At 43.4% G+C, this 16,427-nt stretch carries 14 protein-coding genes and 1 pseudogene; 3 read left to right on the top strand and 12 right to left on the bottom strand.

Features of this window, described 5'->3' with window-relative positions; translation table 11 throughout:
- Window positions 1-605: 605 nt before the first annotated feature.
- The 10 genes and pseudogenes from Q0218_RS04470 to Q0218_RS04425 form a co-directional block, all read right to left on the bottom strand.
- The gene (locus tag Q0218_RS04470) at window positions 606-1,937 is read right to left on the bottom strand and encodes an acetyl-CoA carboxylase biotin carboxylase subunit (RefSeq protein WP_295143929.1); all 1,332 of its coding nucleotides are present in this window, start codon (window positions 1,935-1,937) and stop codon (window positions 606-608) included.
- A complete protein-coding gene (accB, locus tag Q0218_RS04465; RefSeq protein WP_297966707.1) occupies window positions 1,937-2,389 on the bottom strand; it encodes an acetyl-CoA carboxylase biotin carboxyl carrier protein in 453 nt (150 codons plus the stop codon). Before accB ends, Q0218_RS04470 begins: the two co-directional genes overlap by 1 nt.
- Window positions 2,390-2,747: 358 nt before the next feature.
- Window positions 2,748-3,746 (bottom strand): annotated as a pseudogene (cas1, locus tag Q0218_RS04460) (CRISPR-associated endonuclease Cas1).
- A 66-nt stretch (window positions 3,747-3,812) separates the two neighbouring features.
- Complete coding sequence (gene cas2, locus Q0218_RS04455) at window positions 3,813-4,091, bottom strand: CRISPR-associated endonuclease Cas2 (protein WP_297966884.1); 279 nt, start codon at window positions 4,089-4,091, stop codon at window positions 3,813-3,815.
- Between the two features lie 5 nt (window positions 4,092-4,096).
- The gene (locus Q0218_RS04450; protein WP_297966704.1) at window positions 4,097-4,597 is read right to left on the bottom strand and encodes a Dna2/Cas4 domain-containing protein; all 501 of its coding nucleotides are present in this window, start codon (window positions 4,595-4,597) and stop codon (window positions 4,097-4,099) included.
- Window positions 4,597-6,843 (bottom strand): CRISPR-associated helicase Cas3', encoded by a 2,247-nt coding sequence (gene cas3 / locus Q0218_RS04445; RefSeq protein ID WP_297966701.1) that lies wholly within the window; start codon window positions 6,841-6,843, stop codon window positions 4,597-4,599. The genes Q0218_RS04450 and cas3 overlap by 1 nt, the downstream gene beginning before the upstream one ends.
- Complete coding sequence (cas5, locus tag Q0218_RS04440; RefSeq protein ID WP_297966698.1) at window positions 6,807-7,547, bottom strand: CRISPR-associated protein Cas5; 741 nt, start codon at window positions 7,545-7,547, stop codon at window positions 6,807-6,809. The genes cas3 and cas5 overlap by 37 nt, the downstream gene beginning before the upstream one ends.
- A complete protein-coding gene (gene cas7b / locus Q0218_RS04435; RefSeq protein ID WP_297966695.1) occupies window positions 7,547-8,422 on the bottom strand; it encodes a type I-B CRISPR-associated protein Cas7/Csh2 in 876 nt (291 codons plus the stop codon). Before cas7b ends, cas5 begins: the two co-directional genes overlap by 1 nt.
- Window positions 8,415-8,831 carry a hypothetical protein gene (locus Q0218_RS04430; protein WP_297966691.1) on the bottom strand — a complete coding sequence of 139 codons (417 nt, stop codon included), beginning with the start codon at window positions 8,829-8,831 and terminating at the stop codon, window positions 8,415-8,417. The genes cas7b and Q0218_RS04430 overlap by 8 nt, the downstream gene beginning before the upstream one ends.
- A gap of 2 nt (window positions 8,832-8,833) precedes the next feature.
- Window positions 8,834-10,225 carry a TM1802 family CRISPR-associated protein gene (locus Q0218_RS04425; protein WP_297966688.1) on the bottom strand — a complete coding sequence of 464 codons (1,392 nt, stop codon included), beginning with the start codon at window positions 10,223-10,225 and terminating at the stop codon, window positions 8,834-8,836.
- A gap of 510 nt (window positions 10,226-10,735) precedes the next feature.
- Between Q0218_RS04425 and Q0218_RS04420 the strand changes: the two genes are divergently transcribed.
- Together Q0218_RS04420 and Q0218_RS04415 are read left to right on the top strand one after the other, a co-directional pair.
- A complete protein-coding gene (locus tag Q0218_RS04420; RefSeq protein WP_297966685.1) occupies window positions 10,736-12,841 on the top strand; it encodes a ribonucleoside triphosphate reductase in 2,106 nt (701 codons plus the stop codon).
- Between the two features lie 134 nt (window positions 12,842-12,975).
- Window positions 12,976-14,331, top strand: coding sequence for an FAD-dependent oxidoreductase (locus Q0218_RS04415; protein ID WP_297966682.1), 1,356 nt, complete (start codon window positions 12,976-12,978; stop codon window positions 14,329-14,331).
- Window positions 14,332-14,394: 63 nt separating this feature from the next.
- Here Q0218_RS04415 and Q0218_RS04410 read toward each other — a convergent pair whose 3' ends face one another.
- On the bottom strand, window positions 14,395-15,069 hold the full coding sequence (locus Q0218_RS04410) for a tetratricopeptide repeat protein (protein WP_297966679.1): 675 nt from the start codon (window positions 15,067-15,069) through the stop codon (window positions 14,395-14,397).
- Between the two features lie 95 nt (window positions 15,070-15,164).
- A complete protein-coding gene (locus tag Q0218_RS04405; protein ID WP_297966677.1) occupies window positions 15,165-15,812 on the bottom strand; it encodes a GNAT family N-acetyltransferase in 648 nt (215 codons plus the stop codon).
- 210 nt (window positions 15,813-16,022) lie between these two features.
- Between Q0218_RS04405 and Q0218_RS04400 the strand changes: the two genes are divergently transcribed.
- Window positions 16,023-16,427 (top strand): aspartate/glutamate racemase family protein (locus Q0218_RS04400; RefSeq protein ID WP_366517418.1); only part of this gene is annotated, 405 nt, incomplete at its 3' end.

Below are 16,427 nucleotides of genomic sequence, written 5' to 3'. Positions count from 1 at the left end.
AACTTAGTCGCCGCATAAATTTAGACTATAAGCGGCGTTTTGGCCGCAATCGCCTGTTTTACCTAAACCGTCGCACCGGTTTTTGCCGCAATTTATTTTAGGCGCGGCTGGGCGAAAACTAGGCAAAATCATACGGATTTTTGCGGCGCCGTTTTGCCACGGATAAAGTAATGCCGATAACCGAATTTGCGTTTTTAGGATTTAGCGGATTTGCGGCTAAATTTATAAAACTCAAAATCTCTTTAAGCTTATGCGTCAAATTCCGCCCGCTAAAACGATTTTAGAAGGCGCGAGATAAATTTAATTATCTAGCGGCGGGGCGCCTGGCAAATTCTAATTTGGGGTAAATGAAATTTGGCTTGATATTGAGTCGCCGATTTTGCCGAGATAAATTTGATTTTGCTTGGCATCGCCGCGGTAAGTGCCGTAAGTTTATAAATAAAACGTATCGGCAAATTTGCCCTAGGTTAGCGTATCGGCGGTTTGCCCATACTCAAAACGTCTCGGTCGGTTTTTAAATAAAGTAAATTTGAGCTAGGTTTACCTAGCCCGCAGCCTTTTGGCCGCTAGGCAAGGTAAAAATACGTATCCGTCCAGCCCGTAATTTAATGGCGAGAGAGGTAGTTGGTATCGTAGTTGTTTTCGATGAAATCGCGATTTTCCATCATCGCTATATGAAAGTCTCGCGTGGTTTTGATGCCGCTTATGACGAGCTGTTCTAGCGCGACCTTCATTTTGCGTATCGCGCGGTTGCGGTCGGTATCCCAGACGATGAGTTTGCCGATCATACTGTCGTAGTACGGCGGGATCGAGTAGTCCTGATAGATGTGGCTATCCATGCGCACGTTTCGGCCACCTGGGCAGACGTATTTGGTTATCTTGCCGGGACTTGGCGTAAAGGTGTTTGGATCCTCGGCCGTGATGCGGCACTCGATGGCGTGGCCTTTTAGCGTGATGCTTTCTTGCGGCGGCAGCGCCTCGCCCTGGGCTACTTTTATCATTAGCTCGATGATGTCTAGGCCGCTCACCATCTCGCTCACGCAGTGTTCGACTTGCAGGCGCGTGTTCATCTCGATGAAGTAAAAATCCAAATTTTTATCGACCAAAAACTCAAACGTTCCCGCACCCTCGTAGCCGATAGCTTTTGCCGCTTTTATCGCCGTTTCGTGTAGCCTCTCTCGCGTCGCTTCGTCTAGTAGTATCGCGGGGCTTTCTTCGATCAGTTTTTGGTGGCGACGCTGCATAGAGCAGTCGCGTTCGCCGATGTGTAGGACGTTGCCGTGGCTGTCGCCGATGATCTGAACCTCGATGTGGCGCGGGTTTAGGATGTATTTTTCCATATACATCGTCCCGTCGCCAAACGCGCTCATCGCCTCGCTTTCAGCCGACCAAAACGCCTTTTCGATATCCTCTTCGCGCTCGACCACGCGCATGCCGCGCCCGCCGCCGCCTGCCGCTGCTTTTAGGATGACCGGATAGCCGATTTTTTTAGCTAACTCTTTAGCCGCTTTGGTGTCGGCTACCGCGCCGTCAGAGCCAGGGATCACGGGAACGCCCGCGCGCTGCATAACTTGCTTTGCCTTGCTTTTATCGCTCATTAGCGCCATCGCGGCCACGCTAGGACCGATAAATTTTAGCTTGTGATGCGAGCAAATTTCGACGAAATTTTGATTTTCGCTTAAAAATCCGTAGCCCGGAAATATCGCGTCGGCTTCACTGATTTCGGCCGCGCTGATTATGGCCGGGATATTTAGGTAGCTGTCGCTTGAGCGCTCCTTTCCGATGCAAATCGCCACGTCGGCGTATTTGACGTAGAGCGCGTCTTTATCGGCCGTGGAGTAGACCACGACGGCTTCTTTGCCCATTTCCTTTATCGTTCGCAAGGCTCGCAGCGCGATTTCGCCGCGATTTGCGATTAAAATTCTTTTTATTTCCATCAAATTTTCTCCACGCCAAATAGCGGCAATCCAAACTCGACCGGCTGGCCATCGGAAACGAGTAGCTCGGTGATCTGGCAGTCAAATTCGGCCTCGATCTCGTTCATTATCTTCATCGCTTCTATGATACCTACGACGTCGCCTTTTCTCACGCGTTGGCCTACTTTGACAAAGGGCGCCGCGCCGGGGCTTGGAGCAGTGTAGAAAGTACCTACCATAGGCGATTTTATGCTGTCTTTTGGAGAATTAGCAGGAGCTTTGACCTCTGAGTTTACCACCACGTTTACAGGAGTCGGAGTCGGGGCGGGAGCCTGGATGACGGGCTTTGGCAGCTCGCAGCAGTCGGCGAATTTTTCAAGCTCAACCTCAAAATCCCCGCTTTTTATCTTTATGCGGTTCATATCCATGTCGTTAAAAAACTCGATCAGCTCTTTTATGTCTTCTTTTTTCATAGAAATTTCTCCTAAATTTTTGTAGATTTTAAAAATTCTAATTGTAGCAAAAAATTGATAAATTTAGGCATTTTTTAGGTTTTTTGGCGGCCTTGATGCGCTTAAATCGCCAAAGCTAGTTTGATTTTGATTAAATTTACAAAATGCCTAAGTTAAATTTAGCTTGCCTAAATTTACCGCCTCGCGCGTTTATAATGACGGGCGCGGCTTTTGCAGCGATTTTTATGCACGCGACGTTTTTGCGTATTTGCCTGCGATAAATTCTTCGGCGTTTATGCGGCAAATGAAGTTTTGCAAACTAAGCTTGGATCTAAGCATAGCTTTGCGCGGCGCATAAATTTATCGCCATGTCTTAAGCCTAGCTCCAAACCAGCCCCTCATAAGGCGCATCTTCGCAGATACATTTTTTGATCTGATTTGCCTCGCGGCGGATCACCTGCCGCCACGTGAGATCGCGCCCGCCCAGCGAAACCGTTTCGCCAAGCCTCGCGATCATCTTTAGCTCGATCTTTTGCACGGCGTCGTTGCTAAATTTTATCCGCCCGGCGTCCGTTTGAAAGTCCTTTGCCGTGATCTCCTTTTTATTTAGCATGCTAAAAATCAGCGTGTCGCCCAAAATCGGTTTAAAGATCTCTGCAAGATCGAGGTGCAGGCTCAGCGCACGGTAGTTTGGCTCGTGCAAAAAGCCGATGCGCGGATCAAGCTCGGTTTTGTAAATTTCGCTGAGGCAGACGTTATAAATGCGCGTATTTACGTAGCTTATGAAGCTGTTGATTTTATCGGCGGGCGGGCGCTTGGAGCGGACGGTAAATTTAAAGCTTTTTTGATCCGCGATTATTTCGTTCTATTTTTCGTAGTAGAGCTTTTGAAACGCCCCTTCCACCGCCATTATTGCAGGCACGTCCTCTGCGGCGTTTAGCGCCTCTATGTGGGGCGAGACGTCAAATTTCACGCCGTGTCTTTTGCAGTTTGCCGCGTCGTTTAGGATGTGCGCGCGAGTGATCTCGCGGGCGATGTAGGCGCGCTTGAGCGGGTCGTCAAAAGCGCGGACCTGATTTAGCAGCACGAAGCCGCTTTTATTGACCGAGTTTGAGGTATTTGGATAAAAATTACCGCGAAAGCTCTGATACGGGCTAAAAACGTGCAAAAGGACGTTGTTGTCGGCCAAAAACGCCATAGTGTAGGTGTCGATCTGCACTTTTGCAAGCACGTAAATTTCATCGATCGCGTTTATCGGCAAAATTTTGCTGGCGACGACCGTGCCCGCATCGTCAAATTTATCAAAATAGATATTGTTATCTTGCCTGCGAAGCCTGCCTGCGCTCAAAATAAAATGCGTCCTGTCGCTTTTTTGCATCTTTTTTCCTTAAATTTAGCTGGGATTTTAAGTGCCGCCAAACTCGGCAAATTTACGCGAGCAAATTTAACTAAATAGCGCGCTGTTTTTGTCCCGTCCGATTACGATACGCTTGGAATACTTCAGTGAATTAAACGTGTAAATCACGATAGAATCAAGCTGCGTAACGCACTCTTTTTGCAGCATTGCGGTTAGTTTTTTAAAATCGCTCTCGCGAATTTCGCCTTCAAAAACGGAAAACTGCACGCGCGGCAAAAACTTCTCGACCGCCTTTCTGATGCGGTTTGCGTTGTTTTTCTCTTTTTGCTCGGCGCCGGCGATGTCGTAAAATAAAATCACGTACATTAAATTTAACTCACACAATACCCGCTATAAGCGCAGTTTGCGCAAAATTTGCCCTGCGTAAATTTTGGCGGTCGCTCTAGATTTACGAGTGCCGTTATCTCGCTTAAAATTTGCTCGATTAGAGCGAAATTTTCGCTGCTATCCTCCACTAAAATCACCTTTTTACCGCTGATTAGTTTGCCTTTTACCTCTTTTAAATTTAAGCCCGTTTTTAAAAGATAGACATAAAAAAGTAGCTGCATCTTGCCTGCAAGCTCGTTTTTTAGGCTCTTTTTGTATTCGGTGATGAGGTAATGTCCGCGCTGCTTGGAAAGTTTGTCGAATTTCAAATTACAAAACGCAAAGTCCTGCAAATCGCTCTCTTTGATGTCCGCCAGCGCCTTGCCCATCAGCACGTTTTCATCATCCTGATCTGCGTGGATATGGTGCGCGTAAAGCCATGCCTCACGCTTGCAGGTGACGTAATAATTTACAAGTGTACCGGTGATTTGGTCTTTGCAAAACATTAGTCGAATACCTCGTCTGCTGCCGTTAGCTCAGGCAAAAATCCGTCAAATTTATTATAAAAATCGCTAGGCGCTAAAACATATCTGCCAAAAAACTCTCTAGTATAAGACTTGATATTGCCAAGCATATTTTTGCCAACTGCAATGGTATATAGCGCTAGCTCTTTTTCAAGCTCTTTGATATTTGCCAAGATGATAAATTTATCTTTGCCTGAGGTCAAAAGCGCCTCTCGCTTTTCTAAAAACTCACTGAAATGACCATCATACTGCTCTATAAAAAGCGATACTTTGTAGTCTTGTTTTGGCATGAAGTTGGCATTAAATTTATCAAATAGCGTTTGAAATTTTAACTCTTTAGCAAGGCCTAGTAGATCTATGCTCGTCGTTTCGTCTTTGGTGCTCTGAAAATAGCTCTCTAAAATTTGATAAATTTCGCTCTCTTTTATGGAGCGAGCTAAAATTTCTTTTACCTTGTCTTCTTGCAGGTCTATATCGTGATATGGAAATGGTTTGCCGTCTAGATAATGAAAAACCATGACCTTTGCCGGCTTGCTAGATGTGGCGTTGCGATTTACTCTGCCGGCGGCCTGGATGATGGCGCCAATAGGTGCAAATTCGCGAAATCCCACGTCAAAACTAAGATCAACCCCGGCCTCGATGAGCTGAGTGGCGACTAGGGTAATCTTCTCGCCGCCTTCAAGTTTTTCTTTTATCTCGTCTATTATTTGTACTCTATGAAGCGGGATCTGATGCGTCGTCAAAAGATAGACGCTTTTTTTGCCGCTATTTTTTAGGGCTTCGTATAGTTTTTTGGCTTTTGAAATTGTATTTACGACGCAAAGCGCGCTCTCGTCTTGATGTTTTAAAATTTCATTTACCAAATCATCAAGTCCTTTTATATTCGGCTCATAGATGATCTCATATCTATCTTTTTCGCGTTTATATAAAATAGGCTCAGAAAGTTCGGTAAAGCTCTCTAGCTCAGCTGCGATATGAGGCATAGTTGCCGACATGATTATAAAATGGATATCGTATCTTTTTGAAAATTCGTTAAAAGCGGCTGCGATGGACTTTAGTAGCACTCGCGGAATATTTTGTATCTCGTCTATTATAACGACGCTATCTCGAAGGGTTTCAAGCTTGAGATTGTCTTTATTGTGGTTTGAGAAAAAAGTAAAAAATAGCTGGTTAAATGTAGTAACTATAAAATTTTCATGCCAGACGTCGGCCAAGAATACCTTTTGCATAAACTGCTCTTGCTCATCGTCGTTTTGGCTTTTATAGCTTGTTAAATGGTGATACTTTAAAACGTATTGATCTGCTATGATTTTTTGATACTCGGCGTGCGTTTGATCTATGATAGACGTAAAAGGTATAGCCGTTATGATGCGCCTTTTGTTGCCGTTTCTAGCTATTTCTAAGGCTAAATTTAATGCCAAAAATGTTTTGCCGATACCCGTTGGCGCCTTTATGAGAAATGTTTTCTTGTCTTTATTGGAGTTAAAATTTTTAAATATAATCTCTCTTGCCTTGTCTTTATAATCATCTTGCTTTTTGTCGGCTATTAAGCTCTTTATTTGGTCTATGTAAAGATCTATCTTTTCGGCATTTAAAACGGCTAAATTTTGATAGCTTTCTGAAAAAATAGCTTCAAATTTATCAGCTAAAATGAGCCTTGAGTATCTTTTTTTAAAAATAAAAAAGCTCTCCAAGCCGTAATACTTTGGTAGTTTATTTTCCAAGTCTAAAAAATAATCCACAAAGTCGTAGAGATCTATATCGATATCCAAATTTGCTCTTTGAGCTATCTCATCTATCTTTTTAAGCCTGTCTGTTACTTTTGCTTTTGTAGATCCTGTATTTGAGAGAAAGTAGTCTATATCCGGTAAATCAGAGTGGTGCTTTAAGATAGCAAAGAAATTTGCTAAGAAATTTATATCTTTGTCGGTTCTAGTAAAAAAGTATATAAAAGCGCTTTCTAGCGTGTGCGTAGTTTTTAGCTTTTGCCGTGCTTTTTCAAATTCATCTGCCGAGTTAAAATTTTTAGCGTCTAAATTTATATAGTCTTGAAATTTTTGTGAAATTTTGGCTAGATCGTGAAAAGATGCAGCTTCCTTGTGCCAATCGTCATCAAAGCTGTTGGCTATATTTTTAATGTGCGAGTTGTATGATTTTTGCGGGTGGGAGTTAAAAACATCTGAAATTTGCATCATACAAATATGCAGCGATAAGTTTTTTGAGCGCAAATCACCTCGCAAGCCTCTATATTTTTTACCCTTATTTGATCGTTTGAAACTATCAAATTTATGTGCGTTTTTGGAGATCTATCGTTATCTAGGCTTCCGGCAAAGCAGATTGGCGAGTATAAAATATTTTCGTCAAAACATATATTATGCGCCTTGCTTTGTGGCAAAAACGAGTCAATACTTACCTCATCAAAATTTTTGTTTGTAAAATTTACTATCTCTATAAACTCAAAATTACCGGCAAATTCGCTATTGCCAAGATAAAAAGGGAATTTGGAAATTCTATTTTTTAGACTATCTATCGCTTCGTTTTCAAATTTAAATTTATCGATAAAGATCGTATATTTTGGATCGATTAATAGTTCTCTGTTTATAGGTTTTTGCGGCGCGGATTTATCTCTTAAACCGTTTGAAATCTTTTGCATATCTAAATTTTTAAGGCTATTTAGATGAGTTTTTGTTTTTTTGGTGTAGTCGTTTATGTAGTTTTGCGAAAAGGTTTTCTTTAAAACGCAATCGTCCAAAACGACGCTATATCCAAAATCCATAAAATTTTCGTCGCCTAAATAATCATCCACGCCAAGCAGCGCCGCTAGCATACCGCCTACGGCGGTTTTTGGCGGTAGCGGTAAAGTGATATTTTGGCTTATAGAAAGCGGATCTCTAAAGCAAGCAAATTTACCCCAAATTTTAAATGCAAACATTATAGCTCTCTTGCGTCTACTTCTAACCCCGGCTCTTTAAACTGATCCACATATCCTCTAAGAGAGTCATCGTAAAAGATCACAACCTTTTCTATCTTTTGGCTCATATTTTTTAGCGATCTAGCAAGGGCTGTAAAATTTAACTCGCACTCGTCAATGCTTCTGATCTGATCGGAGTCTTTATTGTCTAGCTTTACAAGCTCGTCAAGTAACCCTATCATATAAGCGTCTTTATAGATCACTCTAATAAGCATTCTTGGCTTTTGACCGACCTTACTTCTTGTGTTTAGTAGTTTTGTGCCTTGCCACATCGAGTCAAGCATTTGTGCGACATCTTCTTCGCTAGCGTTTGATTTGGCGGCGTTTAGTGAATTTATAGTGCCATACATGGCAAATAAGCCATACGGTATGTAGTTGTCGGTTCTAAGTGATTTAGACTTAGCTGTATCGCCACCGAATGCTGCTGTGCCTTGTGAAAAAACAGTCTCTGTCTCGTTTAGCGATTTAGCCCAAGAAAATTGCACTGCACCTATGATTTGGATATTGCTTTTTGGTGCCACGCCTCCAAAAAGTCTATTATCTATGCAGCTTAAAAATGCCTTTTTATCGTCTGATTCGCCTAAAATTTTCTTTACCTCGGCAAATCTAGTTTCTGCCGACTGTACCTGTTCGGCATTATTTACAAAGATAGTTTGAGACTTTCTGTATTGCAGATCATCCCTGATGGTTCGCTTTACTCTTACGTCGCTCACGATAGCTTTTCTGTCGCTCTCATCGTATCTTGGCGCATTATCGTTTAGCATATCTCCGTTAGGATTTGTCATCTTTGCGTCCCATAAAAACAAAATTTCGCTATGTTTTGCTATCTCACTCATTATTTTCTCCTGATTGTTGATTATCTTTTTTAAATTTAACGTAGTCGTTCATGCCTCGTATAAATGCAAATGAAATTTCATAGCGAGAAACGCTCTTACCTTTTTCATTGCAAAAATGCGTAGTTATCAGCTGCGACAGATCGCTATTTGTCGCGCTGCCTAGCTTTAGTTTTCTTTCAAATTCATTTGCTTTATTAAAAATTTTCTTTAAATTCGGCGCTATTATTTTTTGATTTGAAAGCCACTTTTCAAACGTCTTATTTTCTTTAGAAACTTCTGATGTAAAAGAACTATTTATAATACTCTTTGAATAAGCGCCTATCAAATAAGCACCTTTGATTAGATCATCTTTAAAATAATCGGACTGTTTTTCTAATAGCTCCTCAAAATAATCAGAAAAAAGCTTCATAATCACATCCTTATCGCGTTTATCTCTTGTAAAAATCCTAAAATTTTATTTTCATTTTCGACGATATTTTCAGGAAAGGCTATCCAGTTTTTGACGCCGTCTTTTATTTTTTTCTTATTTTGGGCATCAAATTCCCTAAAATGTTCAAATCGTTTCAAAAGCTCGATATATTTTATCTTTGCGTATCCAAGCAACAACTTTGCTAAAAAAATTTTCTCTTGCATGATTTTATTATCAAGGCCTTTGACCCTTGTGGCAACGGCATATTTTTCAAGAACGCCAAAATAATCTTTGAGATAGGTAAATTTGATATCATCATCTGTATCTTGAATTTGCTTTGAAGAGTCGGTAATATGACGCTCTTGCATTAGTTTTACGACCTTTGCTATCCTGCTTGGCAAAACGTCTTCAAGCGTAGAAAATATCTTAACGGATAAATTTGTCTGATCAACCTCGGCAAATAAAATATCAAGAGTAAAGCTATTTATTTGGTCGTAATTTTCGATTTGCTTTCGCAATCTTCTCATAAAGCTCTCTTCTCTTTCGGATTCTTCTTGCATATTTTTTGCATTTTTAAGAAAGCTTATTAATCCTTTGAAAATTTTAGCATCGAAATTTGCCATAGAAGGGATGATTATGTATTCTAGGCCTTTGTAGTAAAATTTTAAGTTATTTATCGCAAACATCCAACCCTTTTTTATCGTCTTTGCGCTTTCTAGCGACATGGGTAGTTTGTTTATCTGCTGTATGCCGTAGCTATCATCATAATTATCCATGGTGAAAAATTTAATATCAGGATTGTATCCGCAGGCTATTTTCTCTTTCGTGACGACATCTGCTAGCTCTTTTAGTAGCGGCTCGTTTTTACTATTTTTAATGTGAGGGCGAACAAATTCGTTAAGATAGTTTTGCAAAATTTCAGGCATAAGCTCAAAAAAACTCTTGCCGTTTATAAGTAAAACTAAAAAATAATCATCCTGCTTAAAATTCTTTAGCTCAAGCTCGTCATTTTCATAGTTTTTAATGTACTCAAATACCAAGGCGGCAATACGCTTATTGTCGTCGTTTGCGTAGATCATAGCCGAATTTTGCAGCGTATGGGAGATGGCTTTAAATTTCTTGTATAGGTCTTTTTCGCCTTGATACTCAAAATTTGGATATAGATAGTATGAATTGCTCGTGCCGCCTATCTTTTTCGTAAAAAACGTTTTTATATTATCTAGGGAATATATAGATATTTCAGGATGGCCAATAAGCTTTCCATTTTCAATTTTAAAATCAACAACTAAGGTTTTATGATCGCTGTCCTTAAAATTAGAGCTTTTAATCATAGCTATAATACTATCGTCGCTCAGTAGGCTGCCGACATTATATAGTTTATGAACTAATCCCATATTTTATCTTTACCTTGAATATTTCATTTAATTTTATAAATATTTTACTTAAGCATTTCTAAAATTATTTTATTAATAAATACTTAGCTAAATTTGTTTTAGATCTAAATCAAATATTTTAATATTAGAATCAAAAAATATAAACAAAATGCACAGTATACATTTTGTTTTACTTCCGCCTTCGTTGTAAAGCAAAGCACTATTTACGAAAGGTTTCCCTTTGGGATTTGAAATTATTTATTTAAAAGTTACGGCCTTATTCTTTAAATTCTACCTTATTAAAGTCATATCTACAACAGTAAACTATGATAATAATTGTCATATAGTATAAAAGCTAAATTTTAAGTTCTATATAGCACATTTCCCTAAAATACGCTCTATAAACACAATAAAAAACTAAAAAATGACATTTTCAAAATGCCCCGTGAGCAAATTTTGGTTACTAAATTTAAGCCAACTTTGCCTATACTTTCGTCAAATTTATCATCAAAATTTAACGTAAGGAACGAAATGAAATTTATCCTAAAACGCGACGGCACGAAGCAAGAATATCTCCCGTATAAAATCCAAGACGCGATCAAAAAAGCCTTTGAAAGCGAGTCTAAAGAGTATGACGACAATGTCTTTTTAGACGTGATGGGGCACGTGTTTGACAGCGAAGTTTTGAGCGTCGAGGACGTGCAAGACTACATCGAAAAGGCGCTTTTTAACGCGGGACACTTTGACGTGATGAAGAGCTTTATGCTCTACCGCCACACGCACAAGCTTCAGCGCGAGCAAATTTTAGGACTAAACGAAGACACCACCTACATCAACTCCACCCAAACCATCAGCGAGTACATCAACGGTACCGACTGGCGAATTCTCGCCAACTCAAACACCAGCTACTCAAACGCCGGCCTCATCAACAACACCGCAGGCAAGGTCATCGCTAACTACTGGCTAGATAAGGTGTATAGCAAAGAAGAGGGTCTCGCACACCGAAACGGCGACTATCACATCCACGATCTTGACTGCCTCACGGGCTACTGCGCGGGCTGGAGTCTAAGAGCGCTTTTAAACGAGGGCTTTAACGGCGTGCGCGGAAGGGTCGAGAGCAAGGCGCCTAAGCACTTCCGAGAAGCGCTTTATCAGATGGCAAATTTCCTAGGAATTTTACAAAGCGAGTGGGCGGGCGCGCAGGCGTTTAGCAGCTTTGACACCTATCTAGCGCCTTACGTTTTCCGCGACAAGCTAAGCGACAAAGAGATCAAAAAGGCGATAACGAGCTTTATTTTTAACCTAAACGTACCGGCTCGCTGGGGCCAGAGTCCGTTTACCAACGTGACGATCGACATCACCTGCCCGTCCGATCTGCGCGATCAGATACCTACGCGCGAGGATAGGCATATATTTAGCGATCTAGAGGATGCCCAGCTAGCGCAGGAGGCCGCTAAGCGCGGTTTTAACAAGCTAACCGATATGACCTACCGCGCCTTTGAGCCCGAGATGAACCGCATCGACAAGGCGTTTTACGAGATTATGACCGAGGGCGACAAGTGCTCGCAGCCATTTACTTTCCCGATCCCTACCGTAAATATCACCGAGGATTTCGACTGGGACAGCGAGGTGGCGAAGGTTCTTTTTGAAAATACGGCGAAAATGGGCTCGAGCTATTTTCAAAATTTCGTCGGCAGCCAGTATACGGTCGATGAAAACGGTAACCGCGTCGCAAACGAAAAGGCCTACAAGCCCGGCCACGTGCGCTCGATGTGCTGCCGCTTGCAGCTTGATTTGCGCGAGCTGCTAAAGCGCGGCGGAGGGCTGTTTGGCAGTGCGGAGATGACCGGCAGTATCGGCGTCGTGACGCTAAATTTGGCTCGCCTAGGCTACCTATATAAAGGCGATAAAAAGGGACTCTACACGCGCCTTGAGTATCTGCTAAATTTAGCCAAATCCACGCTCGAAAAAAAGCGCGCCTTTATCCAGGAGATGTACGAGCGCGGCCTATATCCGTACACCGCGCGCTATCTAAAGCACTTTAACAACCACTTTAGCACCATCGGCATCAACGGCATGAACGAGCTTTTGCGAAATTTTACAAGCGACAAGGAAAATATCGCGACCGATTTTGGGCGAGAGTTTGCGATCGAGATGATAGAGTTTTTACGCGGTAAAATTCGCGAGTTTCAAGAGAGCACAGGCAACCTTTATAACCTCGAAGCTACGCCTGCCGAGGGCACTACGTATCGCTTTGCCAAAGAGGACAAAAAGCGCTATCCGGACATCATCCAGGCCGGTTTTGGCGAAAATATCTACTACACCAACTCCACGCAGCTGCCGGCAAATTTCACCGACGACGCGTTCGAGGCGCTCGATCTACAAGACGAATTGCAAAGCTCCTACACGGGCGGCACGGTGCTGCACCTGTATATGAAGGAGCGCATCAGCTCGGCTGCGGCCTGCAAGGATCTCGTGCGCGGAGTGATAAACAACTACAAGCTGCCCTACATCACGATAACGCCGGTCTTTAGCGTCTGCGCCAAGCACGGCTACATCAGCGGCGAGCACGAATACTGTCCGAAATGCGACGAGGAGCTTTTGGCGGAGTTTAAAGCGCAAAATGGCGCAAAATAGCCTAAATTTAGGTGGCGAATTTAGCTTTTAAATTTGCCGCCGCTAGCCGTGCCGACGCTTTTTTCAAAACCCGCCAAACTCAATCAAATTTAAGCATTTTTAGGCAAAATACGCCAAAAATTTACGGAGCTTTTATGAAAAGACATTACGAAGTAGCCGTCGTCGGAGGCGGGATCTCTGGCTGCGCACTATTTTATCAGCTCGCGCGCTACGCGGACGTAAAAAGCCTCGCGCTTTTTGAAAAATACGAAGACTTAGCGACGCTAAATTCGCGCGGAGAGTGCAACTCGCAGACGATCCACTGCGGCGATATAGAAACGAACTACGATTTTGAAAAAGCCAAAAAAGTAAGCGTCGCGGCGCGCATGGTCGTAAAATACGCGCTGATGCACGGCTACGCGGACGAGTTTATGTTCTCGCACCAAAAGATGGTTCTAGGCGTAGGCGAGGAGGAGAGCGCGGCCTTGCGCGAGAGATTTAGCAAATTTCGCGAAATTTATCCGTATCTGCGGCTTTTTGAGAAAAACGAGCTAAAAAGCCTTGAGCCAAACGTCGTTTTAAACGCCGACAAAAGCGGCGACAGAAGCGAAGAGATCGTGGCGATGGGTGTGCAAAGCGGCGAATACACGACGATTGATTTCGGGCGCGCGGCTAAGAGCTTCGTAAAAAACGCCTGCGACGCCGCATCTAAGGAAAACCGCGACGCAGAGGTGTTTTTAAGCTGCGAGATAGAGCGGATAGTCCGCGCTAGCGATAGCTTTTGCCTCACGGCTAAAGACGGGCGCGAATTTAGCGCGAACTACGTCGTAGTCGATGCGGGCGCGCATTCGCTGTTTTTGGCGCACAAGATGGGTTATGGGCTTGATTACAGCTGTTTGCCCGTCGCGGGGAGCTTTTATATGAGCAACAAACGCCTACTAAAGGGTAAGGTCTATATGGTACAAAACCCAAAGCTGCCCTTTGCCGCGCTACACGGCGACGCCGATATCCTAGCGGACGGGCGCACGAGGTTTGGCCCCACCGCGCTAATGATGCCAAAGCTCGAGCGATACCGCGGAAGCGCGACATTTTGGGACTTTTTAAAGACGCTGAGGTTTGACGGCAGAGTGGCCAGGTCGATGTTTGAGCTACTTTGCGATAGGGAGATTAGAAATTATCTATTTAAAAATTTCGCCTACGAAATCCCCTATATAAATCGCCGCCTATTTGTCAAAGCGGCGCGAAAAATAGTACCTTCGCTAGCCTACGAAGACGTGAGATACGCGCGAAATTTCGGCGGAGTGCGCCCGCAGGTGCTGGATAAATCAAGCGGGCGTTTGATGCTGGGAGAAGCGGGCATAAACACCGGCGAGGGCATTAGCTTTAACATGACGCCAAGCCCTGGAGCTACTAGCTGCATGGCTAACGCGCTTCGCGATGCGCGCGAGGTTTGTGCCTTTTTGGGAAGGAAATTTAACGAAGATAAATTTGCGGCCGAGCTTTTGGATTAGCCTAAATTTATAAATACAATAAGGCGAGCCATAGTCGATTTTATCGACCTACGGCTCGACGCATTATTTTAAAAGCTCATACATATCGCAGGATTTTTGCCAAGTTTCTTTAAATTCCGGCGATAGATTAATGAAAGGACTATCTTTGCCGGAATCGCAAGCTTTTTTATAATACTTTGCGGCTTTATTTTTGTCTTTTTCGACATAATGATTAAAAATCGCAAAGTTATAGCAACCCAATAACTCTCCTACCAAATCGCAACCTTTTTTATAATAAATCGCCGCTTTTGTTGCATCCATTTTGACGCCGTCTCCTTTGCTATATCTCTCCGCCAACATAGCACAAGATAATCCTTCTCCTAGGTTACAAGCCTTGTCATGATAGATTGCCGACTTTGATATATCTTTTTCGACTACTTCTCCGTCGCTATACATGGTTCCTAGTAATCCGCAATCGGTAGATTCTCCGGCATCGCATCTCTTTTCTAGGTATTCTATACCTTTTTTAGTGTCTTTTTGCATCATTATGCCAGACATTGTAAGGCAACCGAGTTTGTTTCCGCCATCGCAAGCTTTTTTAACTAGTTTGAGTTTTTTGTCGTCGTCTTCGTATTGAAAAGCGGCTTTAAGACAAGACTCCATATTGCCGTCATTGCATTCTTTCTCCAGTATTTCGAGTTCAGACGAGCCAAACGCAAAATAAGCCGTAAACGCTAACGCGAATAATGTTTTTTTCATCCCGTATCCTTTTAAAATAAGTTCCTTAATTTTATCCCCCCCCCCTACTAAAAAATCGATTAAATTTACCGCGAATTTTTAACAGACGATGAAAATTATTCGGCGTCGGAGCTTAAATTTTTACCCAGTATCGTTAGGCTCTCCGGTTTGCCGCCCATATCGCAGACTTCGGGTAGTTCGCCCCAGCGCGTAAAGCCGAATTTCGCGAACAAATTTAAGCTAGCGGAGTTGCTTGAAAATATCAGCGCGATGACGTTTTTGACGCCGAATTCCGGCGCGCGTTCAAGCATAAAATTTACTAGCCGTCCGCCCAGTTCTTTGCCGCGAGCTTCGGGCGCGACGTAGACGCTGATTTCGGTGGTTATGCGGTAAGCTTCTTTCGGATTAAAATCGCTCAAACTACCCCAAGCTAAGATTTCGCCTTTTTGGTTTGGCGAGCCTGTCTTTTGCGCACCTAAATTTTCGCCGTTTGAGCCAAATTTTCTCTCGCGATTAGACTTTAGGGTTTCGTCGTCTTTGTTCGTCAAATTTCCCTCGCAAAGCTCGCGTAGCACGTATACCTGGCGATTTGCCGCCTCGTGCGCGTCAAACCACGCTTCGCGCTCCTCTATGCCGACCGGATGCAGCGCGGCCGTGGCGTTTCGCTCCAAAACGCTCGCGTTATAAATGTGCGCAATAGCGGCTAAATCGGTCTTGGCGGCGCGCGATATTTCGTATTTTGCGTCGGCTGGATTTTCTTGCATCTTAAGTCCTTTTTAAATTTAGCTGATTTTACGCCAAATTTGATTAAAAATAGCAACTTTGACTCCAAATTTAAACTAAAGGCAGGTCTGAATTTTAGCGCCGTAAAGGTGCTAGTCTATCCGCCGCAAAAAGCAAAATTTGCGCCCAAAGGCGAAATCGCCGCAAATTTGAGTTATAATCTATTTTTAAATTTAACCTTGGATAAAGATTTGAAAATAGCTTTTTTTGACTCGGGTATCGGCGGGCTTAGCGTGCTTGCCGAGGCTTTAGTGCGGTTTAGCGGGGCGGAGTTTTTGTATTTTGCCGACGAGGATCACGTCCCCTACGGCACGAAAAGTAGGGCCCAGATCGTGCGCCTGAGCCTTGATGCGGTCGGGTTTTTGGTCTCGTGCGGCGCGGAGGCGATCGTCGTTGCTTGCAACACCGCCACGAGCGCGGCCATCTCGGAGCTTCGCGGCGCATTTAGCGTGCCGGTTATCGGCATGGAGCCCGCCGTCAAGCTAGCTGCGGATAGCTTTGGCACGCGTCCGACGCTACTCATCGCCACGCCACTAACGATCGCCGGCGAAAAGCTCGCGCGCCTCGTGGGGCGGCTGGAGTGCGAGACGTGGAGC

Source organism: uncultured Campylobacter sp., from assembly GCF_938039245.1.
GTDB lineage: Bacteria > Campylobacterota > Campylobacteria > Campylobacterales > Campylobacteraceae > Campylobacter_A.
Note: the sequence above shows the minus strand (reverse complement) of the source record. Positions and strands in the feature narration are given on the sequence as shown.

Coding starts and splice junctions, on each gene's coding strand:
- Q0218_RS04470 (WP_295143929.1), bottom strand. CDS start 1,937: ATGGAAATAAAAAGAATTTTAATCGCAAATCGCGGCGAAATCGCGCTG.
- accB (WP_297966707.1), bottom strand. CDS start 2,389: ATGAAAAAAGAAGACATAAAAGAGCTGATCGAGTTTTTTAACGACATG.
- cas2 (WP_297966884.1), bottom strand. CDS start 4,091: ATGTACGTGATTTTATTTTACGACATCGCCGGCGCCGAGCAAAAAGAG.
- Q0218_RS04450 (WP_297966704.1), bottom strand. CDS start 4,597: ATGTTTTGCAAAGACCAAATCACCGGTACACTTGTAAATTATTACGTC.
- cas5 (WP_297966698.1), bottom strand. CDS start 7,547: ATGTTTGCATTTAAAATTTGGGGTAAATTTGCTTGCTTTAGAGATCCG.
- cas7b (WP_297966695.1), bottom strand. CDS start 8,422: ATGAGTGAGATAGCAAAACATAGCGAAATTTTGTTTTTATGGGACGCA.
- Q0218_RS04430 (WP_297966691.1), bottom strand. CDS start 8,831: ATGAAGCTTTTTTCTGATTATTTTGAGGAGCTATTAGAAAAACAGTCC.
- Q0218_RS04425 (WP_297966688.1), bottom strand. CDS start 10,225: ATGGGATTAGTTCATAAACTATATAATGTCGGCAGCCTACTGAGCGAC.
- Q0218_RS04420 (WP_297966685.1), top strand. CDS start 10,736: ATGAAATTTATCCTAAAACGCGACGGCACGAAGCAAGAATATCTCCCG.
- Q0218_RS04415 (WP_297966682.1), top strand. CDS start 12,976: ATGAAAAGACATTACGAAGTAGCCGTCGTCGGAGGCGGGATCTCTGGC.
- Q0218_RS04410 (WP_297966679.1), bottom strand. CDS start 15,069: ATGAAAAAAACATTATTCGCGTTAGCGTTTACGGCTTATTTTGCGTTT.
- Q0218_RS04405 (WP_297966677.1), bottom strand. CDS start 15,812: ATGCAAGAAAATCCAGCCGACGCAAAATACGAAATATCGCGCGCCGCC.